Source organism: Kribbella sp. NPDC043289, from assembly GCF_056436705.1.
In genome coordinates, this window is the sequence record NZ_JBWKCB010000010.1 from 192,058 (window position 1) to 214,711 (window position 22,654).

Sequence of the window (22,654 nt, forward strand, 5' to 3'; positions counted from 1 at the left end):
TGGCCGTTGGTTCGAATGTAGGGACCGGCGCGATGCAGCGGCAGGGGTTCGCGCCGGTTTCGGTCTACACCGAAACGGTTGCCGAGGCGGGACGCAGCATCCGGGTCAGCTCACCCGGGTTTCCGCGAAGTCGAGCCAGCGGGTCGTGTCCGCAGGGGTGTGATGCCGGATCGACCAGTCGACCAGGCGGAGGCTCATGTGCGCCCAGTAGAGACGAAGGACCTCAGGCGCCAGGGTGCGGTCCAGGTGCTCGTCGAGCCACGCCAGATCTGCATCAGGCATGACGACGTGGGCGTCGAAGCGCAGCGTCACCAGGCCGAAGTGGCGGTCGCCGCGGCCGATGCCGTCCCAGTCGACGATGCCGGTGATGGTGCCGGTGTCGTCGACGAGCACGTTGCCGGTGTGGAAGTCGAGGTGGACCAGGTCGTCGCCGGTCATCTCGGCAGGCTGGTCGCGGCCGACCTCGTGGATCCATCCCAGGAGCTTTCGCGAGCGGTCGTCGTACCTCTGGAGGGATTCGTGCAGGCAGAAGCCGGGGCCGCTCTCGAGCAGGTGTATCGAGGGGACCGGGAGGTCGGGGGCCACGCCGGCGAAGCGGTCCGCGAGCGTGATCATCGACTCGAGCAGCGCGCGGTCGACGGTCGCCGGCGGTCGGCCGGGGAGCCGTTCCTGAACGACGCCGACGCCGTCCGGCAGTTCCGCGACCAGTTGGTACTCCGGGACTGGTAGCCCGCGCGCCCGCGCCGACGCGAGGACCTCCGCCGTACGCCGGAGCTCGGTGACGGATCCGGCGCCTCGGGTCAGGACGGCGTCGCGCCCGTCGGGCCAGCGCACGAACGCGGCACCGACCTCGCCCGCGGCCGCGTGGCCGGTGAACTCGAGTCCGGCACCCGTGGCCAGGTTGACCTCGGTCAGCAACTGCCGTGCGTCGAGCTTCGGGACGGGCGCGGGCACACCATCGGCAGTCATAGCGCTCGACCGTACCGGCCGGGCGGCGTTGCGTCGGCCGGATATCACGAACTTGTTCGTAACGAACATGTTCGTTATCGTGAAAGGCATGACGGAGGAACCCAGGAGCCGGCGCGAGCGGCCGGCCAAGGCGGCGCTGACGCGGCGCGGGATCGTGGCGGCGGCGGTCGAGGTGATGCGGGCCGAGGGGATGGGACGCGTGACCATGCGGCGGCTCGCCAAGGAGCTCGATACCGGGCCGGCGTCGCTGTACGTGTACTTCCGGAACACGGCGCTGCTGCATGGCGCCGTACTCGACGATCTGCTCGTGGCGGTCGACCTCTCGCCGGTCGGAGCCGCGGGGGACTGGCGGGAGCGGGTCGAGGCGGTGCTCGCGTCGTACACGCGGGTCCTGTTCGAGTACCCAAGTCTCGCGCAGTCTGCCGTGACAGCGCGGCCGGCGGGGGAGAACTACCTGCGCCTGGTCGAGGGACTGTTGGCGCTGCTGGACGAAGGCGGCGTGCCGCCCGGTCAGGCCGCGTGGGGTGTCGATCTGCTGCTGCAGTTGGCGACCGCGACGGCCGCCGAGCATGCCGGTGACGACGACCCGGAGTCCTGGGGTGCGGCGCGGGACGCGTTGCTCGCGGTGCAGCCCGCGACGCATCCGCGGATCGCCGCGCTCGGCGAGGACCTGTTCAGCGGGCAGGGCGACGAGCGGATGGTCTGGGGCATCCGCGTTCTGATCAACGGACTGCTCGGCACTCCACGGGCGAAGGGAGCGGGACGATGACGGGGATCGCGATCATCGGTGGCGGCCTCGGTGGGCTGATGCTGGCACGGATTCTGCACGTCAACGGCGTCGAGGCCGTTGTCTACGAGGCGGACGCCTCACCGACGGCCCGGACGCAGGGCGGAATGCTCGACATCCACGACGACTCCGGTCAGCTGGCGCTGCGCGCGGCCGGTCTGTACGACGACTTCCTGCGGCTCGTGATGCCGGGCGGCGAGGCGATGGTCGTGTACGACAAGCACGCCGTCCTGCGGCACGCGGACGACGGTGGGAGCGGGCGACCCGAGGTGCACCGCAAGGCCCTGCGTGACCTGCTGATCGCGAGCTTGCCCGAGGGCGTCATCCGCTGGGGCTCGAAGGTCGTGGAGGTCTCGGGTCATGAGGTCTCGGGTCATGAGGTCTCGGGTCATGAGGTCCGGTTCGCGGACGGGAGCACCGTCACCGCCGACCTGATCGTCGGTGCGGACGGCGCGTGGTCCAAGGTCCGGCCGCTGGTCTCGGACGCGATTCCGCAGTACGCCGGGATCACCTTCGCCGAATTGGACCTGCTTGACCCTGACGTACGGCACCCGGAGAGTGCGGCGCTGATCGGTGGCGGCTCGATGCTCGCGCTGTCCGAGGGCCGCGGCTTCCTGGCGCACCGCGAACCTGATCGCTTGCACGTGTACGCCGCCTATCGCGCGGCGCAGCCGGCCGAGCCGATCACGCGAGACGGTCTGATCGCCGCGTACGGCGGCTGGGACGACGCGTTCCTGCGGCTGGTCCGGGAGGCCGACGGTGAGGTGACGTCGCGCCCGATCCACGCGTTGCCGATCGGTCACCAGTGGAAGCGTGTCCCCGGCGTCACGCTGCTCGGCGACGCGGCCCATCTGATGTCCCCGTTCGCGGGCGAGGGCGCCAACCTCGCGCTGCAGGATGCCGGCGAGCTCGCCGCCGCGCTGCTCGCCGACCCGCAGGATCTCGAGGCGGCACTGGCTCGCTACGAGGCCGCGCTGTTCCCGCGCGCCGAGGCGTCCGCCGACGAGTCCGACCGCAACCTGGACATCTGCTTCGCTCCGGACGCACCGGACGGTCTGGTCGCCTTCTTCAGCGGGATCTAGCTTCAGCGGCAGCTAAGTTTGCGCGGTAGATACTGGGTATGCATACTCAGTATCCATGGCGATCAAGCAGGGGTTGGTGGTGCGCGGCCTGATCCGGACCCACGGGGACGGCGCACAGGCGGTGCAGGCGTTGCGCGGCGTGGATCTCGAGGTCCGGCCGGGCGAGCTGGTTGCGGTGATGGGGCCATCGGGGTCGGGGAAGTCGACGCTGCTGACCTGCGCCGGCGGGCTCGACCGGCCGACCAGCGGGCAGGTGCTGGTCGACGAACACGACCTCACGACGCTCAGTACGACCGCGGTCGCGGCGATCCGGCGGCGGCTGATCGGGTACGTGTTCCAGGACTTCAACCTGATCCCGGCACTCACCGCGGCCGAGAACGTGGCACTCCCGCTGGAGCTCGACGGCCTCCGCAGCCGGGCCGCTCGCAAGCAGGCGACGGCCGCTCTGCAGGAAGTCGGCATCGACGATCTTGCTGACCGGTTCCCGGACGACATGTCCGGTGGTCAGCGCCAGCGGGTCGCGATCGCTCGGGCCATCGTCGGCGAACGCCGCCTGCTGCTGGCCGACGAGCCGACTGGTGCCCTCGACTCCGGCACTGGTGAGGCCGTTCTCCAACTGCTGCGCGACCGCTGCGATCGGCACGGCATCGCCGGAGTGCTCGTCACCCACGACGCCCGGCACGCCGCCTGGGCGGATCGCGTCGTCTACCTGCGCGACGGCCGCGTCGACGGTCAGACCGACGCGCTCCCGGACGCGGACGTGTTGCTGGAGGCTCCGCAGTGAAGCTCCTCAACGACTGGGTCGTCGCGCTGCGTCTGGCCCGCCGTACGGCGCGCCGCACCCTGGGCCGGACCGTACTGATCGCTGCACTCGTCGGTCTGCCCGTGCTGGCCGGAAGCTGGTTCAGCGTCGTCCATCGCGCCACTCACCCGACCGGCGAGGTGCTCGCGCGCACTGTGCTCGGTTCTGCGGACGCGCAGCTGACGGTTCCGTCGCCGGAGACCGACGTACGAGGTGTGCTGCCGAGCGGATCGCAGTTCGCGCGGGCGAAGTCGCTGGCCGGGAACATCGAGTTGCGGGGGAGCGGCGCCGATCTGACGGCTGGGCTGGTGACCGGTGATTTCGCGAAGGCGTTGACCGCGGGCACGTTCCGGCTCGACGACGGGCGGATGCCGGCCAAGGCGACCGAGGTCGCGCTGTCGCCGGCGCTGGCTGATCACCTTGGCCTGCGCCCGGGCGGGGAGTTGACGGCTGCGAACGGTACGACGTACCAGGTGGTGGGTGTTGCTCGCACGCTTGATCTGCCGACGGCTCGGCAGGTTTTTGCTCCGCCGGTGGCGGGTGACTACGAGGCGCAGTACCTCGTGGATCTGCCGGGTGGGACGGATGTCGGCGCGCTCGCGGACAAGCTCAGCAAGCAGGGGATGACGTTGGTGTCCCGGGCTGCTGTGATCGATCCGCCGGCGACACCGCGCGGTCCGGTGGGTGCTGCCGCGGCGCGGGTGCTGATCGTCGGGTTCGCCGTACTGGAACTCGTGCTGCTCGCCGGTACTGCGTTCGCGGTCGTCGCTCGTCGGCAGACGCGTGAGCTCGGTCTGGTCACCGCAGTCGGAGGTACGGCGGCTGACGTACGACGAGTCGTGCTGGCGCAGGGGTTGTACGCCGGACTGCTCGGGGCGGCCGGCGGACTCGCGATCGGCGTGGTGACGGCTCTGGTCGGGAAGACCTGGTGGGAGAACGCGACGTCGACGCTGATCACGGGCTGGCAGATTCCGTGGCTGCAGCTCTTCGGAGTAGTTGCAATCGGACTAGTTGCAGGGCTCGCCTCGGCGCTCGTGCCCGCCATCGGAGCGGCGCGACGGCCTCCGCTCGCGGCGTTGGCCGGCCGGTTCGCGGCGGTTGCAGGAGCCGCTCGGGTCCAACGTGTTGCGTTGGTACTAGTTGCATCCGGACTAGTTCTGTCCGTGATCGGCAACGTCCAATTGGCCTCCGCGCTGGATGCAGCACGCCAGCAACGGTCCGCTGCTGACCCTGCACAGATCTCCCGAGTCGCTTCGGCGTCCCCGACGCTCCCGGTTGCCGTGGTCGTCGCCGGGATCACCCTGGTGGTCGCGGGCCTGGTCTGGATGCTCCCCGCACTTGTCGGCAAAGTCGCCGGCGGCGTACGCAGCCTGCCGTTGAGCATGCGCCTGGCGCTGCGGGACGCGTCCCGGCACCGCCACCGCACCGGTCCGGTCACCGCAGCGATCATGATCGCCGTCGCCGGTACGACGGCCCTCGGATTCGCCGTGGTGAACCAGTCCGCCGCGAAGGCGCAGAACTACGAGCCGGCCGGGCGGATCGGCGATGCGGTCCTGCAGTTCGACGGCACCGTCCCGTACTCGCCCCAACTGGTGGATCGCGTCCAGGCGCTGCTGCCGGTGGAGCACCGCTACGAGCTCGGCACGGTCGTACTGAACGGAACGAAGGAGACCGACGGCTACATCGCGAACGGCAGCGTCTACTCGAGCGGTTACTCGCTGACCGCCGTCGACCCGGCTTACGTGGGGCGGTTCGGTGACTGGGGACGCCAGGCTGCCGCCGCACTACGCCAAGGGCAGGTCGTCGTACCGCTGGCCGCGATGGCGCGCGACGGCAAGGTGAAGCTTGCCCGTGGTGACGACGTGGACGGGCGGAACGCGTTCGCGTACCCAGCCGCGGTCGTGACGTCGCCGCCGAGGGTCGGGGTGCTGCCGCGGTCGGCCTTGATCAGTGCCGACGCGGCCCGGCGTCTCGGGACTGCCGCGGTCGACGAGGTCCACTTCAGCCTGCGCGAGCAGCCGAGCGCCGGTCAATTGGCCGCGGTCGCGAAGCTGCTCGGCCACGAGGACGCATTGCGGGTCGAGCACGGCTACCAGAGCCCGGTGCGGAAGGCATCCATCGGCTTGCTGGTCCTGGGCGCGACCGCGACGTTGCTCGGAGTCGCGATGTCGGTCGCGTTGTCGATGTCGGAGGGGCGCGCGGACTTCGCGACGCTCGCCGCGATCGGCGCGCCGCCCCGGCTGCGTCGCGGGCTGGCCGCCGCGCAGGGCTGGTTCCTCGGACAGCTCGGCTGCGTGCTCGGTGTGGTCGTCGGTGCCCTCTACGGGTTCACGGCGCACACCGTGGTCGGTTCGCCGACGGTCGTCGTGCCGTGGGCGGTGATCGCGGGCGTCGCCGTACTGGTGCCGCTGTTCGCCGCCGCGGTGCCGTATCTCCTGACCCGATCCCGCTTGGAGCTGGTCCGCCGTGCCGACTGAACAGAAGCTGGGACGCCGCGGCCGGATCGCGCGCGTGGCGGTCGCGGTGATCGGGATCGTGTTGCTGGTCCACGGTTCGGTGCGCGGCAGTGACGACCTGTGGCCGTTCGGGCCGATGTCGCAGTACTCGATGGTGGTCGCCGACGACGAGTCGATCGTCTTCACCCGGATCAGCGCGGTCACGGACGCCGGCACCACGGTCGACGTACCGCTGAACATCGAGGGTGCCGGCGTGGCCCGCGCCGAGATCGAGGCGCGGGCGGGGGAGATCGTGAAGGACCCGTCGCTGCTCCAGCAGGTGGCCGACGGGTGGGCGCGCAAGCACCCGGACAAGCCGAAATACGTGAAGCTCGAGCTGATCCAGGACACCACGACACTGGCCGGCGGACGCGTGTCCGGCCCTCCCGTCCCGCGGGTCCTGACGACCTGGAAGGTACGCCGATGAAGTGGTTCACGCCGTCGATCGCGCTGGGCCGGATCGCCTGGCTGCGCACGGTTCTGTACCTGTTCGTGATCCTCGACATGCACGCGTTCGTCCGCGACACGTTGCTGAAGGGCGAGCACCCGGGCCTGTACCAGCCGCTGTTCCTCGCCCGCCTCTTCGACCTCCCGAAGCCCACCGTCGCGAACACCACGACCCTGTACTTCGTCCTGCTCGCGGCCTGTCTCGTTGGCGCGTCCAACTACTTCCCGCGCGTCGCGGGCTGGATCGTCGCGCCCGCGTTCACCTGGTGGGTGCTGATCGGGATGAGCGACGGCAAGGTCGACCACGATCACCTCGCGCTGGTGATCGCACTGTGGGTGCTACCAACGGTCGCGTCGGGACGCCGCGGACCGTCGGCGTACGGCGATCAGACTCGTTCGGAGGCGGCCGGGTGGGTGATCCGGTGCATCCAGATCTGCGTCATCGCGACGTACTTCCTGTCCGCGGTCGCCAAGCTCCGGAGCGGGCATTGGACCCTCGCCTGGCCGAGCAGCGCGGTACTGACGTGGGCCATTGTGCGCCGGCCGCATGCGGTGGGGGAGTGGCTGCTGCAGCACCCGTGGATGCTGCACGTCATGCAGTGGGTAGGGATCGTCGCGGAGTTCTGCTCGCCGGTGATCCTCTGGCTGAAAGGGCGGTGGCAGCTGCTCGGAGCCCTGTTCTTCCTCGGGTTCCACGCGGCCACCACCGCCATCCTGCTGATCCACTTCCTGCCGACCGTGGTCTGCTGGCTCGCCTTCGCGCCCCTGGAGCGGATCCGGCGTCCCCGCCGGTCAGCGGGTGATGCGCCGGTGCCTCAGCGGGCGGAGGCCTTGGGGTAGACCGGGCCGGTGTACTTCTCGCCGGGGCCCTGGCCCGGCTCGTCCTGGATCGAGCTGGCTTCGCGGAACGCGAGCTGGAGTGAGCGCAGGCCGTCGCGCAGCGGGGCGGCGTGATGGTGGCCTAGGGGCGGGCCGGCGGCGTCGAGGAGGCCGGCCAGCGAGTCGATCAGCGAGCGGGCCTCGTCGAGGTCCTTGTGCTCGGGGAGGTCCTCGGCCAGGCCCAGGTTCACGGCGGCGGCGCTCATCAGGTGCAGGGCGGCGGTGGAGATGATCTCGACCGCCGGAACCTCGGCGATGTCCCGCGACGCGGTCGAGAGCGGATCGGGCCGGGAAGCGTCGTCGGACTGCGGAGTGGCATCTGCGTCGTTCATGCTGCTACTCTTGCACGGCGACCGACCCGGTCCACCGGTGACCCCTGAGCGGAATACTCGAGGGCCTCCAGTGGTTCGAGTCTAAGCGGAGGGCCACCTCCCACCCAGCCGATGGACAGTCGGCGGGTCCCGGTCACGCCGAGGTTCCGGAGCGATCCGGTGCCGAGGCGATCGTACGGCGTACCTCCCGTCAGGGTTCAGGACGCCGTCGATCTGGGAATTGGGCCTTCGTGCGGACGCGCGAGGGCCTTTCGTCGTTTTCGGCGAGCGGCCTCCGCCTGATCCACAACGTGGTACCAGTACAAGTTCAACCCAGGAGGACCCATCACCACTGATTTGCGCGTCAACGAGCGCATCCGCGTTCCCGAGGTGCGGCTGGTCGGACCGAACGGTGAGCAGGTAGGCATCGTCCGGATCGAAGACGCACTGCGGCTGGCCCAGGAAGCCGATCTCGACCTGGTCGAGGTCGCGGCAACCGCCCGGCCTCCGGTCTGCAAGTTGATGGATTTCGGCAAGTACAAGTACGAGACCGCGCAGAAGGCGCGCGAGTCCCGCCGGAACCAGACCAACACCATCATCAAAGAGATGAAGCTGCGGCCGAAGATCGACCCGCACGACTACGAGACCAAGAAGGGTCACGTGGTGCGGTTCCTGAAGGCCGGGGACAAGGTCAAGATCACCATCATGTTCCGCGGACGTGAGCAGTCCCGGCCCGAGCTCGGGTTCCGGTTGCTGCAGCGGCTGGCCGAGGATGTCAGCGAGCTCGGCTTCGTCGAGTCCTCGCCGCGTCAGGACGGCCGGAACATGATCATGGTGCTCGGACCGCACAAGAAGAAGTCCGAGGCGCGCGTGGACGTGGAAGCCGAGAAGGCGCAGCGGAAGGCCGAGCGGGAGGCCGACGAGCAGGCGGAGCGCGCGGAGCGCCACGAGCAGGCTCAGGCCCACGAGGCCGAACGCGCCGCCGGTGTCACGAAGAAGCCGAAGGGTCCGGCCGACAACCTCGACCCGGAGTGACGAACCGCTCCGGCCGCCCGAGGCAGCCGGAGCCGGTCACACCGAAGATCGAGTCAACGAAGAAAACTCAGGAGCACACAGCCATGCCGAAGATGAAGACCCACTCGGGGATGAAGAAGCGGGTCCGGGTCACCGGGTCGGGCAAGATCCGTCGCGAGCAGACCGGTGTCCGTCACCTCGCCGAGGCGAAGTCCTCGAAGCGCAAGCGTCGCCTGTCCGGCACCGTCGAGGTCGCCCCGGCGTACGTGAAGAAGGCCAAGAAGCTCCTCGGCATCTGACGCCCCTCCCCCGAACATCCCCCGCCGCGCAGGGCAGTCCTGTCCCGCGGCGCAGAAATCCAAGGAGTAACACCTCATGGCACGCGTGAAGCGGGCAGTCAACGCCCACAAGAAGCGCCGGGTCGTACTCGAGCAGGCCAGCGGCTACCGCGGTCAGCGCTCGCGGCTGTACCGCAAGGCCAAGGAGCAGGTCACCCACTCGCTGGTCTACGCCTACCGTGACCGCAAGGCGCGCAAGGGCGACTTCCGCAAGCTGTGGATCCAGCGCATCAACGCCGCGGTCCGCGCCGAGGACCTGACCTACAACCGCTTCATCCAGGGTCTGCGCCTGGCCGAGGTCGAGGTGGACCGCAAGATCCTCGCCGACCTCGCCGTCAACGACCCGGCCGCGTTCTCCGCGCTCGTGCAGGTGGCCAAGGCCGCCCTGCCGGCGGACGTGAACGCGCCGAAGAGCGACGCCGCGGCCTGAGCCGCAGCGACACCCTGAGAACAAGCACTCGAGTGGCGAGTCCCGGTCTGCTGACCGCGCAATCCGCGCGGATCAAACAGGCTCGACGGCTCGCCACTCGTGCGTTCCGGCGCAAGGCCGGCCGCTTCCTGGTCGAGGGCCCACAGGCCGTCCGGGAAGCACTCGAGCACCGCGAGCTGGTCCTCGAGGTGTACGCCGAACCCGCGGTCGCGACCCGGCATCGGGACCTCCACGACCTCGCCGCGGCTGCGAGCGTCCCGTGGTTCGAGGTCGACCGCGCCGCGATCGAGGCCCTCAGTGAGACCGTCACCTCCCAAGGGGTGGTGGCCGTCTGCTCGCTCGTCACGGTGCCGCTCGGCCCGACCGGCAAGCTGATCGCCGCCGGCGTGCAGGTCCGCGACCCCGGCAACGTCGGCACCTTGATCCGTACGGCGGACGCGGCCGGCGCGGATGCCGTCGTACTGTCGACGGAGTCCGTCGACCCGCACAATCCGAAGGCTGTCCGGGCCAGCGTCGGCAGCATCTTCCATGTCCCGATCACCACGGACGTCGACATCGTCACCGCCGTACAGACCTGGCGTGAGCAGGGCCTGCAGGTGCTCGCCGCCGACGGGTACGGCGCCACGGATCTGGACACCTGCATCGACGACGGAACCCTCGCGAAACCGACGGTCTGGTTGTTCGGCAACGAGGCGCACGGCCTGCCGGACGGCATCAACGCGGTCGTCAATCACTCGGTGAAGGTGCCGATCTACGGCCGCGCCGAGTCACTCAACCTCGCGACCGCCGCTGCCATCTGCTTGTACGCGTCGGCCCGGGAGCAACGTCGATGACGTTCGATCAGCCGGGGCGCTTCTGGCGAGGGAACCTGCACACGCATTCCAATCGCTCGGACGGGGCGTTGTCGCCTGCCGAGACCGCAGGTGTGTACCGCGAGGCGGGGTACGACTTCGTGGCGATCACCGACCACTTCCGGGCGGAGTACGGGTTCCCGATCACGGACACGCGGGAGCTGCGGTCGGACGGGTTCACCACGCTGATCGGCGCCGAGCTGCACGCACCGCGGACCGAGGTGGGCCACTCGTGGCACATCGTGGCGGTGGGTCTGCCGCTGGACTTCCGGTCGCCGGACGAGACGGAGACCGGGCGGGAGTTGGCCCGCCGGGCGCGGGCCGCCGGAGCGTTCGTCGGGATGGCCCATCCGGCGGCCTCGCTGCTGACGGCGATCGACGCCGAGAGCCTGGACGCGGCGCACTCGGTCGAGGTCTACAACGCGCTCGCCGACCGCGAGAATCGAGGCGACAGTTGGCATCTCACCGATGTCCTGCTGAACCGCGGTCACCGACTCACGACGTACGCCGCGGATGACGCACACCTGCACCCCCAGGACCCGCCGCCGTGTCAGGCGTGGGTCCAGGTTCGCGCGGAATCACTCGAACCGAACGCACTCCTCGCCGCGCTGAAAGCCGGCCACTTCTACTCCAGCACCGGCCCCGAGCTGTACGACGTACGTATCCAGGGCGACGCGATCGTGATCCGCTGCTCACCCGCCACAAAGGTCCTCCTCAGCGGCGGCCACCCAGGCGCGGAGGTTGCCCAAGGCACCGAACTGACAGCCTGCTCGTTCCCCCTGACGATGTTCCGCGGCACCCACTGCCGAATCACCATCGAAGACGCCACCGGCGCCCGCGCCTGGACCAACCCCATCCACGTCCCCGCTGACCTCTGAGGCGGGGAGGATCCCCCGCCCGAACCGGGCACACGATCCTCCCCAGCCGCCTACTTCTTGACGCGAGTTTGGAGGCCGTCGAGGAGGGCGTCCAGGCCGAAGACGAAGCTCTCGGTGAGGTTCGAGTCCAGGTCGGTGACGGTCCGGCGGGTCACCGAGCGCTGCATCTCCGGATAGTCGGTCGCGACCGCCTGGGCCTGCTCCAAGAGGTCGTTCACCCAGCTCTCCTCGGAGCGGCCCGACTTCCGGACCATCTCCCGGGTCGCCACCTCGGCGCTCACCGTGCCGAGCACGTACGACATCACGCTACCCACCGCCAGGTCGACCTCGTGGTCCGAGAATCCGGCGGCACCGAACAGCACCAGACCACGTTCGCCCAGGATCATCGCGTTCGGCCCGATGCTCGGTCGGGTGTACATCACCTCGGGCAGCCAGCGGTGCCGCAGGACGGCCGACCGCAGGCTGTGGCCGAAGAGCAGCGCGCCGCTCCGCCAGCCGGCGAGCTCGGGTTCCGGTACGTCGATCTCGCCCCAGACCTCGTCGATCAGGAGGTCGATCAGATCAACCTTGGTCGGCACGTGCCAGTACAGGCTGGTCGCCCCGGCGCCGAGTCTCGCCGCCAGCTTCCGCATGCTGAGGCCGGCCAGGCCCTCGGTGTCCAGGAGTTCCATCGCGGTCTGGACGATCTGATCTCGGCTGAGCGTCTCGCGAGCGGGCGACGCCTTGCGTTGCCGGGTCCAGATCGTGTCGTTCATGACTCCATCCTACAAAGTACTCGCACGGTGTTCGAGATAGTCGTACAGTGTGCGAGTGACTAGTACACCGTTCGAGTCTTCTGAGACTGCCGCCCCGGCCGGGCATCCCCGGCGGTGGTGGATCCTGTTGATCCTGTGCCTGAGCCTGATGGTCCTGGTCGTCGACAACACCGTCCTGAACCTGGCGATCCCGTCCCTGATGCGGGACCTGGACGCGACGCCCGCGGACATCCAATGGGTGATCGACGCGTACATCCTGGCGTTCGCCGGGCTGCTGCTGACCGCGGGAAGCCTGTCCGACCGGTTCGGCCGGCGGAAGATGCTGCTGCTCGGGCTGGTGATCTTCGGCGCGGCGTCGCTGCTCGCGACCCTCGCCGAGAACCCATGGCAGCTGATCGCGTGCCGCGGCCTGATGGGTGTCGGCGGTTCGCTGCTGATGCCGAGCACGCTGTCGCTGCTGTTCACCGTGTTCCCGCCGGAGGAGCAGCGCAAGGCGATGGCCGGCTGGTCGATGGTCGCGATGGTCGGCGTGGTGGCCGGCCCGACGGTCGGTGGCGTGCTGCTGAACCACTTCTGGTGGGGCTCGATCTTCCTGCTGAACGTACCGATCGCGATCCTCGCGATCATCGGCACGCTGGCGCTGATCCCGGAGTCGAAGGGACCGGCGCGAAACATCGACCCGGCCGGTGCGGTGCTGACGATGGTCGGGATGGCGTCGGTCGTCTGGGCGATCGTGTCGATTCCGGCGGACGGCTGGGGTTCCGGCCGGGTGCTCGGTGGGCTGGCGGTCGGCGTCGTCGCGTTGACCGCGTTCGCGCTGTGGGAGAAGCGCAGCGCGCGCCCGATGGTGCCGTTGGCGTTGTTCCGGGACCGGCGGTTCAGCGGGACGAGTTTCTCGATCGTGCTGCTGTCCTTCACCGCGGGCGGGTTGCTGCTGGCGTTGACGCAGTACCTGCAGTTCGTGCTCGGGTACTCGCCGCTGAAGGCTGGTCTGGCGTTGATCCCGTACGCGCTGTCGGCGGCGCTGTTCAACGGTCTCGGGGCGACGCTCGGGAAGAAGGTCGCGGACCGGACGCTGATCTCGATCGGACTGCTGATCATCGCGGGCAGCTTCGCGATCCTGACCCAGGTGTCGGATTCCAGCGGTTACGGCTTGCTGATCATCGGCTTGCTGGTGATGGGGATCGGTGGCGGTCTGGCCGGTCCGGCGGCGTACACGCTGCTGATGCAGGCCGTTCCCGCGGAGCACCGGGGTGTTGGTTCGGCGATGAACGACACCGTTCAGCAGACCGGGGCGGCGCTGTCGGTCGCCGTACTGGGCAGTGTGCTCGCGGCGGCGTACTCGTCGGCGTTGCCGGACTCGGTGCCGGAGGCGGCGCGGAAGTCGATCGCGGACACGCTCGCGCTCGGGCCGGACTTCCTGGGTGCGGCGAAGCACGCGTTCACGGACGCGATGTCGATCGCCATGACGGTCGGAGCGATCGGTGCGGTGGCCGGTGCGGTGGTCGCGGTGGCCGTGCTGCCGAAGGGCGAGAAGAAGGTGCAGGACGCCGTACCCGAAGCTGCGGCTGACACCGGCCGCTGACACCATGCGGGCATGATCGACGCCCAGCGGATCGTGAGTTCGGTGCTGGTCGCCGCGTTGGTGCTGCTCCCGGTCGCCCTGGTCACCTTCCTGGTCGGCCGGCGGGGGCCGAATCGGTTCGTACTGAAGTGGGCCCAGGCAGTCGGCGTCCTGTCGACTGCCTTGGCCACCGGGTACGTCGTCGCGTGGGCCGTCTGCCTGATCCTCGCGGACAGCGTCCCGGACGCGGCGCCGGGGATTCCTGGACCGGGCTCTTACGACTTCCCGGTCTTCCTGATGCCGGTCGGCGGCGTCGTCCTCGCGGTCGCGCTGGCGATGCTCGGCGGCATCCGCCGGACGCGGCGCAAGATGGGTTGATCGGGGGGGTTGTGGACAGCCGATTCACGCTCTTGGGGTTCGGGTTTCTAGACTGCAATCCGCAGAAGTTCCGAATCGAGAGCGAGCCATGTCCGGTCCCAACACTGATTACGACCCGGTCGAAGTGACGCCGCTGCATGCCGAAGAGGTGGAGCGGACTCGCGACGAGGCGCTGACAGCGTTTACCGAGGCGGCCGATCTGGCCGCCCTGCAGGAGGCGAAGTCCACCCATCTCGGGGACAAGTCGCCGATCGTGCTGGCCAACCGGGAGATCGGCGCGCTGCCGCCGCAGGCCCGTAAAGAGGCCGGGCAGCGGATCGGTGCCGCCCGGAAGGCGGTCAACGAGGGCTTCGCGGCCCGGCTCGCGGTGCTCGAGGCCGAGCACGAGGAGCAGATGCTCGCCACCGAGCGGGTTGACGTGACGCTGCCCTGGCACACGCCGCGGCTCGGCGCGCGGCATCCGCTGTCGCTGATCTCCGAGCAGGTCGCGGATGTCTTCACCGCGCTCGGCTGGGACGTCGCCGAGGGCCCGGAGATCGAGGCCGAGTGGCTGAACTTCGACGCCCTGAACTTCCAGCCCGACCACCCGGCGCGGCAGATGCAGGACACCTTCTTCGTCGAGCCGGCCGGCTCCGGCAAGGTGCTGCGCACCCACACGTCCCCGGTGCAGTCGCGGTCGATGCTGACCCGCAAGCCGCCGATCTACGTGATCTGCCCGGGCCGCGTGTTCCGCACCGACGAGCTGGACGCGACGCACACGCCGGTCTTCAACCAGGTCGAGGGCCTGGTGGTGGACGAGGGCATCACGCTCGCGCACCTGAAGGGCACCCTCGACCACTTCGTCGTGTCGATGTTCGGCGAGGGCCTCGAGGCCCGCCTGCGGCCGAACTTCTTCCCGTTCACCGAGCCGTCGGCCGAGGTGGACCTGAAGTGCTTCGTCTGCCGCGGCGCGTCCGTCGGCAACCCGGACCGCCCGTGCCGCACCTGTGGCAGCGAGGGCTGGATCGAGTGGGGCGGCTGCGGCGTGGTGAACCCGCGGGTCCTGCAGGCCAACGGCATCGACACCGAGCGGTACTCCGGATTCGCCTTCGGCATGGGCCTGGAGCGGACGCTGATGTTCCGCAACGGGGTCGAGGACATGCGGGACATGGTCGAGGGTGACGTGCGGTTCAGCCGCCAGTTCGGGATGGAGATCTGATGCGGGTCCCACTGTCATGGCTTCGTGAGTACGTCGAGCTCCCGGCCGACGTCACCGGCCGTCAGGTCGGGGAGCAGCTGATCCGGGCCGGCCTCGAGGTGGAGACCGTCGAGGAGTCCGAGCTGACCGGCCCGCTGGTGGTCGGCAAGGTGCTGACGTACGAGAACGAGCCGCAGAAGAACGGCAAGACGATCCGCTGGTGCTCGCTGGACATCGGCAAGGACGAGCCGCAGTGGGTGGTCTGCGGCGCGCACAACTTCGAGGTCGGCGACCTGGTGGTCGTCGTGCTGCCGGGCGCGGTGCTGCCCGGCGGGTTCGCGATCTCGGCGCGCAAGACCTACGGCCACGTCTCGAACGGGATGATCTGCTCGAGCGCGGAGCTCGGCCTGGGCGACGACGGGACGCACGGCATCGTCGTCCTGGAGCCGGGCGAGGCGGTGCCGGGCGCGGACGCGATCGAGTTGCTCGCGCTGAGCGACGACGTCCTGGACATCGCGGTCACGCCGGATCGTGGCTACTGCCTGTCGATCCGTGGCGTCGCGCGCGAGGCAGCGACGGCGTACGGCGTCCCGCTGAAGGACCCGGCGGATCTGGCGCTGACCGGCTCGGGCGCGGGCGGCTACCCGGTGCGGGTCGACGACGCCGCGGCGTGCAGCGTGTTCGTGACGCGGACCGTCACCGGGATCGACGCCAAGGCGCTGTCGCCGCGGTGGATGCAGAAGCGGCTGCTCGCGGCCGGGATGCGGCCGATCTCGATCGGGGTCGACGTCACGAACTACGTGATGCTCGAGCTCGGTCAGCCGATCCACGGGTACGACAAGGGCCGGCTGTCCGGCGACATCGTCGTACGGCGGGCGACCGCCGGCGAGAAGCTGATGACGCTCGACGACCAGACCCGCGAGCTGGACGCCGAGGACCTGCTGATCACGGACGACTCCGGTCCGATCGGTGTCGCGGGCGTGATGGGTGGCGCATCGACCGAGATCTCCGACGCCACCACCGACGTGGTGATCGAGGCCGCGCACTTCGACCCGATCGTGATCGCGCGGGCGTCCCGCCGGCACAAGTTGTCGTCGGAGGCGTCGCGGCGGTTCGAGCGCGAGGTCGACCCGCTGCTGCCGCGGTACGCCGCGCAGCGGGTCGCGGATCTGCTGGCGGAGTACGCCGGTGGCACTGTCCTTTCCGACGAGACCGTCGTCGACACCCATCCCGCACCGGCTCCGGTGACGCTTCGTGCCGACCACGCCGCGCGTGTCGCGGGTGCTCCGATCACGCTCGAGGAAACCGTTCGTGATCTGCAGGCGGTGGGCTGCACGGTCGAGGCTGCCGCGGCCGACGCGATCCCCGCTCCGTTGGCTGCTGGTGTGCACGCCTCCGCACTCGTCGAGGTGGGTGCCACCACTATCGGTTCCACCCAGGTCGTCGGCGACGATCTGCTGACGGTGACTCCGCCGTCGTGGCGGCCTGACCTTGGGGACCCCAACGACTTCGCTGAGGAAGTCATCCGGCTGTTCGGGTATGACAACGTGCCGTCGATCCTGCCGTCCGCGCCGGGCGGTCAGGGGCTGACGGTCTCGCAGCGCCGTCGTCGCCGGGTCGCGACCGCGCTGGTCGGCGCCGGCCTGACCGAGGTCGTGTCGTACCCGTTCACGGGCGAGGCCGACTTCGACGCGATGGGGCTCCCGGCCGACGACTCCCGCCGTACGACGGTGAAGCTCGTCAACCCGCTGTCCGACGAAGAGCCGTCGATGCAGACCACGCTGCTCGCGACCCTGCTCCGGACTGCCGAGCGCAACGTCGGCCGTGGCGCGAACGATCTCACGCTCTTCCAGACCGGCCTGGTCTTCCTGCCGAAGGCGGAGACGAAGCCCGCGCCGCTCCCGTCGGTCGCGCACCGCCCGAGCGACGCCGAGATCCAGTCGCTGTACGACGCGCTCCCGGACCAGCCGCTGCACGTGGGCATCGTGCTGACCGGTGCGCTGACCCCGACCGGTTGGTGGGGCAAGGGCCGTCCGGCCGGCTGGGCGGACGCGGTGCAGATCGGTCGACTGGTCGCCTCCGCGGTCGGTGTTGAGCCGGACGTGAAGAACACCGAGCTCGCGCCGTGGCATCCGGGTCGCTGTGCCGAGTTCTCGGTCGACGGCAAGGTCGTCGGGCACGCGGGTGAGCTGCACCCGAAGGTCTGCCAGGCGTTCGGTCTGCCGGCCCGGTCCGGCGCGGTCGAGCTCGATCTCGACGCGCTGATCGCGGCGGGTCCGGAGTCGATCACGGCACACCCGTTCTCGTCGTACCCGGTGGCCAAGGAGGACGTGGCGCTGATCGTGGCCGATGAGGTGTCGGCGGCGGACGTGCAGGCGGCGCTGGCCGAAGGTGCGGGCGAGCTGCTGGAGTCGGTGCGGCTGTTCGACGTCTACACCGGCGAGCAGATCGGTGCCGGGAAGAAGTCGCTCGCGTTCGCGCTGCGGTTCCGGGCGCCGGACCGGACGCTGAAGGAGAACGAGGTCGCCGACGCGCGGCAGGCCGCGGTCCAGGTCACCGTCGATCGTTTCGGCGCCGTCCAGAGGGTCGGCTGACACCATGATGGGCAGTCACCCGCGGGTGGCGGTGGCGGCGCCGAATGCGGCTGCCGCCGACGCCGGCGTGCGGGTGGCTGCCGAAGGCGGGAACGCTGTCGACGCGGCGATCGCGGCGACGCTCGTCACGATGGTGAACGAGATCGGCGTGGTCTCGCCGGCCTCGGGCGGGTTCGTCACGCTGCAGGTGGCGGGCGGCGATGCGGTCACCATCGACGGCTGGGTGGAGATGCCCGGCCGCGGCCTCCCGCCGGACCGGTTCGGTCGCGGCGTCTGGGACATCACCACCGACTACGGCGGCGGTACGACGACCACCGTCGGCCACGGCTCGGTCGCCACGCCGGGCGGGATGAAGGCCCTCGATCTCGCGCACCAGCGGTCGGGGAAGGCCCCGTGGCGTGAGGTCGTCCAGCCCGCGATCGACGTGGCGCGCAACGGCTTCCCGCTCAGCCGGACGTCGGGCTACTACCTCGGTTACACCCACGAGATCATCTTCGGCTGGCACCAACCGAGCCACGGTGTCGTGCACGACGAGGACGGCCAGGTGCTCAAGGCCGGCAGCACGATCGTGATCCCGGAGCTCGCCGAGGCCCTCGAACTGATCGCCCGCGACGGCGCCGAGACCATGTACACCGGTGAGCTCGCGCAGCTCCTCATCCACGACATGGCCGCGAACGACGGCATCCTCACCGCCGAGGACCTCGCGGCGTACGAAGCCGTCGTACGCCCGGCCTTGGTGGTGCGGCAGAACGGGTGGCAGCTCGCGACCAACCCGCCGCCCGCGGTCGGCGGCGTCGCCACCGCCGCGATGCTCGCGCTGCTGGACGGCGTACCGGCCGATGGCGGCTGGAGCGGGCCCGAGCTCGAGCGACTCGTCGAGGTCGAGTACGCCGTGCTCGGTCAACGGCTCGCCGAGCTCGACGAGGAGGACCGGCGGACCCTGGCGGCTCAGAAGGTGCTCGACCTGGCCGCGGCCGGGGATCTGCGGGCGCTGACCTCACCGAGTACGGCGACGGTGAGTGTGGTCGACGACGAGGGTGACGCCTGCGCGATCACCGTCTCGTCCGGGTACGGCTCCGGCGTCCTCACCCCGGGCACCGGCATCTGGCTGAACAACGCCCTCGGCGAGCAGGAGCTCCTGCACGGCGGCCCGCACAGTCTCGCGCCCGGCACCCGTCTCACCTCGAACATGGCCCCGAGCGTCGCCCGCCGGGACAGCGACGGCGCCGTACTCGCGATCAGTTCGCCCGGGTCGGACCGGATTCCCACCGCGCTCGCGCAGGTCTACGCGCTGTACACACACGGTGGCCTGTCGCTGCGGGAAGCTGTCGAGCACCCGCGGCTCCATGTCCGGGTCCGCGAGGACGTGGTCGTCGACTACGAGGACGACCTGCCGGTATCGGGCTCGACCGCGCTGCCGACCCGCCCGATGCCCCCGCACTCGATGTACTTCGGCGGCGTCGCGGCCGCCTTCTGGGAGCCTGTCGACGGCCTGCTCGCCGTCGGCGACCCGCGCCGGACCGGCGCGGTCGCGATCTCGCCCTAGTAGGGTCAGCCTCGATACTTCAGGATCCGGAAAGGCAGCCGATGCGGGACACGCACCCCGAGCTCTCCGTCGTCGTACCGATGTACGACGAGGAGGAGGTGCTGCCGATCTTCTTCGACCGCATGCATCCGCTGCTCGACGGCCTCGGGATCACCTACGAGCTGCTGGTCGTCGACGACGGCAGCCGCGATCGCACCGCGGCACTGCTCCTCGACGCCGCCAAGGACTGGCCGCAGCTCCGGGTCGTCCGCCTGCTCCGCAACAGCGGTCACCAGGCCGCCCAGTCCGCCGGTTTCCGCCGCGCTCGCGGCCGGTACGTCGTCACGATCGACGCCGACCTGCAGGACCCGCCGGAAGTCATCGCCGAGTTCCTCCAGACCGTCCGCGAGCAGGACGTCGACGTGGTGTACGGCGTCCGCTCGGACCGCTCGAGTGATTCGTGGGCGAAGCGCACCACGGCCCGGCTGTACTACCGGTTGATGAGCCGGCTGGTCGGCAAGGACATCCCGTTCGACGCCGCCGACTTCCGCCTCGTCACGCGCCGCGTGGTCGACGCGGTGAACGCCTTGCCCGACGACGGCCGCGTCTTCCGCCTGGTGATCCCATGGCTGGGGTTCCCGAGCACCGAGGTGCGGTACGTCCGGGCGGAGCGGGCCGCCGGATCGACGAAGTACAGCGTGTCGAAGATGGTGCGGCTGGCGTTCGACAGTGTGACCGCGTTCTCGGCGGCGCCGCTGCGGTTGGCGACCTGGCTTGGGCTGCTCGGTGGCGCGATGTCCGGGCTGTTCGTTGTCGGCGCGCTGGTGATCAAGCTGACCGGCCGGAGCATCCCCGGCTGGACGTCGACCGTTCTCGCGGTCAGTGTGATCGGCGCGATCCAGTTGCTCTGCCTCGGTCTGCTCGGTGAGTACGTCGCCCGCTTGTTCCAGTCGAGTCAGCGCCGGCCGCAGTTCCTGGTCGGGTACGACAGTCTCGTGGATCACGGACATCCGGAGCCGCTGCACGAGCGGGCCGCAGGGGATCCTGCATCCTCTGAGAGATGAGGAGGAACGCCCCGTGGCTGCTGCCGATCCTGGTGGCGGCCGGTGGGTTCGCATCGCTCGGCGACGTCGGGTTCGGCCCCGTCGTCAAGTACGCCGTGTACTTCGCGGCAGCGATCGCTCTTCCCGGCACGCTGCTGCTCCGGGCCGCGTGGCGCAGTACCGGTAACTGGGCCGAGGATCTCGGGCTCGGGGCGGTCGTCGGCGCGACCTGGCAGCTGATCGGCTGGGCGATCTTCACCGCGCTCGGGTGGCAACGCTGGCTGATCGTCTGGCCGGCGCTGATCCTGATCGGGTTCGCGGTCGCCGGCCGGAAGTACTTCCGGATCGCCGAGCCCCGGCCGCTGCCGTTCGCGTGGACGCTCGGGTTGGCGGTGTCGGCGGCCGTGATGGTCGGCGCGACCACGTTCGGCGTGATGGCGTACCACCCGATGCCGCCGAACGGCGAGGCGTACTACCCCGACCTGCTGTACCACCTGTCGATGGTGAACGAGCTGACCCGCTCGATGTCGCCGGACATCCCGCAGGTGGTGGGGGAGCGGCTCGAGTATCACTGGTTCGCCAACGCCGACATGGCATCGACGGTGGACGTCACCCGGCTGACCCCGATGGTCGTGCTGTTCCGGCTGTGGGTGCTGCCCTGGCTGGTCGTCACGCTGCTCGTCTGCGCGACCCTCGCCCGAACGGTGAGCCGCACGTGGTGGACCGGCGTACTCGCGGCTCTCGCGCTGGCCGCGCCGCAGCTGTTCCTGCTGGTCGACACGAGTGTGAATCTCGCGCCGCCGGTCAGTCTGCTGAGCCCGTCGCAGACCTTCGGGATGGTCGCGGCGGTCGCCGTCTCGGTGTTCCTGATCGAGTTGCTGTTCAAGGACGGCCCTCGGTCCCTGTGGCTGCTCACCGTTCCGGTCGCGATCGTGGGCGGCGGCTCGAAGCCGACCGTGTTGCCGTTGCTGGTCGCCGCGGTCGGTCTCGCGGCGGTCTACCTGCTCGTCACCACCCGGCGCTTGCCATGGAAATTGATCGGTACGACGGCGGTGCTGGTGATCGTCGGCGCGATCACGTTCCTGACCGTTGCGGGCAGCACCAACGGGTCACGCCTGCAGTTCCTCGCCGTCCTGAAGTCGCTGCCCGTCTACAGCGCGGCGACCGGCGATCGAACGCCGCCGGGTGATGGTGGGCTGATCCTCCCGGCACTCGCGCACGGCGAGGTCATCGGCACACTCAGCCTGTTGCTCGGACTGCTGCTGACCATCCAGGCGATGTCCTGGGCAGGATTCGGCGTGATCGGACACAAGGACCCCGTGGCCTGGTTTCTGCTCGGCGCGATGATCGCGGGCTGGGCCGGGTACCTGCTGATCGACCATCCGTCGGTGAGCGAGTCGTACTTCGCCTACACCGCGGCCCCGTTCAGCCTGGCCGGCGCCGGCTGGTTCGCAGCGTCCAGCGCCCGCGCGTCCGGCCGTCCGATCCCGATCGCGATCGCCGCCTTCGTGCTGTCGATCGGGTACGCCGGTCTGCTCGTCTGGGCCCGTGGCGTCCCGGCCGCGTCGACCGGTCGCCAACTGTGGTTGAGCACCCGGATGCTTCTGGTCGTCCTCGGGATCACGCTGTTCCTGCTGCTCGTATGGCGACTCACGTTGCGGCAGGCGGGTGGCGGCATGTTCGTCGTACTCGTGCTGCTGTCGACCGCGCCGATCAGTTCGTTCCTGCAGGGTGCGCTGCATGGTGACACCGAGAAGGCGCCGACGTACCGGGCGGCGCGTTGGTGGGTGTACCCGGACGAGGCAGAGGCAGCGTTGTGGCTCGGGCAGAACTCCAAGCCGACCGATGTGGTCGCGACGAACACGTGGTGCCGCCCGGCCGGTCCGCCGAAACCCGGCTGCGACGCCCGCGGGTACCTCGTCAGCGGGATCGCCGGCCGCCGCGCGCTGATCGAGGGCTGGGCGTACACGAACCAGGCGATGGCCGCGCAAGGCAACGGCGGCCGCCGCTACACCGAGCAGCCGTCACCGTGGCCGGACCGCGTCGCGCTGACCGAGCAGGCCCTCACCGCCCCGAGTCCCGACGTACTGCATCGACTGCGCACCGAGTACGGCGTCCGCTGGCTGTACGCCGACACGCGCAACGGTCCCGTGTCCGCGGAGCTCGACCGGCTCGCGGACCGCCGACACAGTATCGGCCGGGTCCGGATCTACGACCTCGGAGAGTGATTCTCCCGTAACATCGAGTCGGCGTAGTCCGTTACGTCTACGCAGGCCCGCCCGCCACGCGGCCGATGCAATGCACGTGACTGAGCACCGAAATGTGCACAGTGATT

General features: G+C 69.8%; 21 protein-coding genes. 18 read left to right on the forward strand and 3 right to left on the reverse strand.

All coding sequences use genetic code 11. The annotated features are described in order from the left end of the window. Positions 1 to 105: 105 nt before the first annotated feature. Complete coding sequence (locus AC0662_RS38375) at positions 106 to 969, reverse strand: phosphotransferase (protein ID WP_478306837.1); 864 nt, start codon at positions 967 to 969, stop codon at positions 106 to 108. Between the two features lie 88 nt (positions 970 to 1,057). Between AC0662_RS38375 and AC0662_RS38380 the strand changes: the two genes are divergently transcribed. The 6 genes from AC0662_RS38380 to AC0662_RS38405 are packed head-to-tail and all read left to right on the forward strand — an operon-like array spanning position 1,058 to position 7,422. Next, positions 1,058 to 1,738 carry a TetR/AcrR family transcriptional regulator gene (locus tag AC0662_RS38380; RefSeq protein ID WP_478306839.1) on the forward strand — a complete coding sequence of 227 codons (681 nt, stop codon included), beginning with the start codon at positions 1,058 to 1,060 and terminating at the stop codon, positions 1,736 to 1,738. Continuing rightward, complete coding sequence (locus tag AC0662_RS38385; RefSeq protein ID WP_478306841.1) at positions 1,735 to 2,838, forward strand: FAD-dependent oxidoreductase; 1,104 nt, start codon at positions 1,735 to 1,737, stop codon at positions 2,836 to 2,838. Before AC0662_RS38380 ends, AC0662_RS38385 begins: the two co-directional genes overlap by 4 nt. 55 nt (positions 2,839 to 2,893) lie before the next feature. Continuing rightward, complete coding sequence (locus AC0662_RS38390; RefSeq protein ID WP_452200178.1) at positions 2,894 to 3,622, forward strand: ABC transporter ATP-binding protein; 729 nt, start codon at positions 2,894 to 2,896, stop codon at positions 3,620 to 3,622. After that, complete coding sequence (locus AC0662_RS38395; RefSeq protein ID WP_478306843.1) at positions 3,619 to 6,117, forward strand: FtsX-like permease family protein; 2,499 nt, start codon at positions 3,619 to 3,621, stop codon at positions 6,115 to 6,117. The genes AC0662_RS38390 and AC0662_RS38395 overlap by 4 nt, the downstream gene beginning before the upstream one ends. Beyond that, complete coding sequence (locus AC0662_RS38400; protein WP_452200182.1) at positions 6,107 to 6,562, forward strand: hypothetical protein; 456 nt, start codon at positions 6,107 to 6,109, stop codon at positions 6,560 to 6,562. The genes AC0662_RS38395 and AC0662_RS38400 overlap by 11 nt, the downstream gene beginning before the upstream one ends. Continuing rightward, complete coding sequence (locus AC0662_RS38405; protein WP_452200184.1) at positions 6,559 to 7,422, forward strand: hypothetical protein; 864 nt, start codon at positions 6,559 to 6,561, stop codon at positions 7,420 to 7,422. Before AC0662_RS38400 ends, AC0662_RS38405 begins: the two co-directional genes overlap by 4 nt. On the opposite strand, the gene AC0662_RS38410 is transcribed toward AC0662_RS38405, so the two are convergent. Beyond that, positions 7,398 to 7,793 (reverse strand): DUF1844 domain-containing protein, encoded by a 396-nt coding sequence (locus AC0662_RS38410; RefSeq protein WP_478306845.1) that lies wholly within the window; start codon positions 7,791 to 7,793, stop codon positions 7,398 to 7,400. The genes AC0662_RS38405 and AC0662_RS38410 overlap by 25 nt on opposite strands. Positions 7,794 to 8,129: 336 nt before the next feature. Between AC0662_RS38410 and infC the strand changes: the two genes are divergently transcribed. The 5 genes from infC to AC0662_RS38435 all read left to right on the forward strand — a co-directional run bounded on the left by infC (position 8,130) and on the right by AC0662_RS38435 (position 11,283). Beyond that, positions 8,130 to 8,807: a translation initiation factor IF-3 gene (gene infC / locus AC0662_RS38415; RefSeq protein ID WP_452200188.1), complete on the forward strand. Its 678-nt coding sequence runs from the start codon at positions 8,130 to 8,132 to the stop codon at positions 8,805 to 8,807. Between the two features lie 83 nt (positions 8,808 to 8,890). Beyond that, complete coding sequence (gene rpmI, locus AC0662_RS38420) at positions 8,891 to 9,085, forward strand: 50S ribosomal protein L35 (protein ID WP_130383713.1); 195 nt, start codon at positions 8,891 to 8,893, stop codon at positions 9,083 to 9,085. A gap of 76 nt (positions 9,086 to 9,161) precedes the next feature. Beyond that, positions 9,162 to 9,554 carry a 50S ribosomal protein L20 gene (gene rplT, locus AC0662_RS38425; protein ID WP_131367113.1) on the forward strand — a complete coding sequence of 131 codons (393 nt, stop codon included), beginning with the start codon at positions 9,162 to 9,164 and terminating at the stop codon, positions 9,552 to 9,554. A 32-nt stretch (positions 9,555 to 9,586) separates the two neighbouring features. Further along, positions 9,587 to 10,387: a TrmH family RNA methyltransferase gene (locus tag AC0662_RS38430; RefSeq protein ID WP_478306848.1), complete on the forward strand. Its 801-nt coding sequence runs from the start codon at positions 9,587 to 9,589 to the stop codon at positions 10,385 to 10,387. After that, a complete protein-coding gene (locus tag AC0662_RS38435; protein WP_478306850.1) occupies positions 10,384 to 11,283 on the forward strand; it encodes a CehA/McbA family metallohydrolase in 900 nt (299 codons plus the stop codon). The genes AC0662_RS38430 and AC0662_RS38435 overlap by 4 nt, the downstream gene beginning before the upstream one ends. A 50-nt stretch (positions 11,284 to 11,333) precedes the next feature. On the opposite strand, the gene AC0662_RS38440 is transcribed toward AC0662_RS38435, so the two are convergent. After that, positions 11,334 to 12,038: a TetR/AcrR family transcriptional regulator C-terminal domain-containing protein gene (locus AC0662_RS38440; protein WP_478306852.1), complete on the reverse strand. Its 705-nt coding sequence runs from the start codon at positions 12,036 to 12,038 to the stop codon at positions 11,334 to 11,336. Positions 12,039 to 12,093: 55 nt separating this feature from the next. Here AC0662_RS38440 and AC0662_RS38445 point away from each other — a divergent pair, with 55 nt between their 5' ends. From AC0662_RS38445 to AC0662_RS38475, 7 genes are all read left to right on the forward strand, one after another. Then, the gene (locus AC0662_RS38445) at positions 12,094 to 13,623 is read left to right on the forward strand and encodes an MFS transporter (protein WP_478306854.1); all 1,530 of its coding nucleotides are present in this window, start codon (positions 12,094 to 12,096) and stop codon (positions 13,621 to 13,623) included. A 12-nt stretch (positions 13,624 to 13,635) separates the two neighbouring features. Beyond that, positions 13,636 to 13,980 carry a hypothetical protein gene (locus AC0662_RS38450; RefSeq protein ID WP_452200199.1) on the forward strand — a complete coding sequence of 115 codons (345 nt, stop codon included), beginning with the start codon at positions 13,636 to 13,638 and terminating at the stop codon, positions 13,978 to 13,980. 88 nt (positions 13,981 to 14,068) lie between these two features. Next, the gene (pheS, locus tag AC0662_RS38455; RefSeq protein WP_452200201.1) at positions 14,069 to 15,178 is read left to right on the forward strand and encodes a phenylalanine--tRNA ligase subunit alpha; all 1,110 of its coding nucleotides are present in this window, start codon (positions 14,069 to 14,071) and stop codon (positions 15,176 to 15,178) included. Then, positions 15,178 to 17,751 carry a phenylalanine--tRNA ligase subunit beta gene (locus AC0662_RS38460; protein ID WP_478306856.1) on the forward strand — a complete coding sequence of 858 codons (2,574 nt, stop codon included), beginning with the start codon at positions 15,178 to 15,180 and terminating at the stop codon, positions 17,749 to 17,751. Before pheS ends, AC0662_RS38460 begins: the two co-directional genes overlap by 1 nt. 4 nt (positions 17,752 to 17,755) lie before the next feature. Beyond that, the gene (locus AC0662_RS38465) at positions 17,756 to 19,297 is read left to right on the forward strand and encodes a gamma-glutamyltransferase (protein WP_478306858.1); all 1,542 of its coding nucleotides are present in this window, start codon (positions 17,756 to 17,758) and stop codon (positions 19,295 to 19,297) included. 41 nt (positions 19,298 to 19,338) lie between these two features. Next, positions 19,339 to 20,340, forward strand: a complete 1,002-nt coding sequence (locus tag AC0662_RS38470; protein WP_452200207.1) for a glycosyltransferase family 2 protein — start codon at positions 19,339 to 19,341, stop codon at positions 20,338 to 20,340. After that, complete coding sequence (locus AC0662_RS38475) at positions 20,337 to 22,547, forward strand: hypothetical protein (protein WP_452200209.1); 2,211 nt, start codon at positions 20,337 to 20,339, stop codon at positions 22,545 to 22,547. The genes AC0662_RS38470 and AC0662_RS38475 overlap by 4 nt, the downstream gene beginning before the upstream one ends. Positions 22,548 to 22,654: the final 107 nt, after the last annotated feature.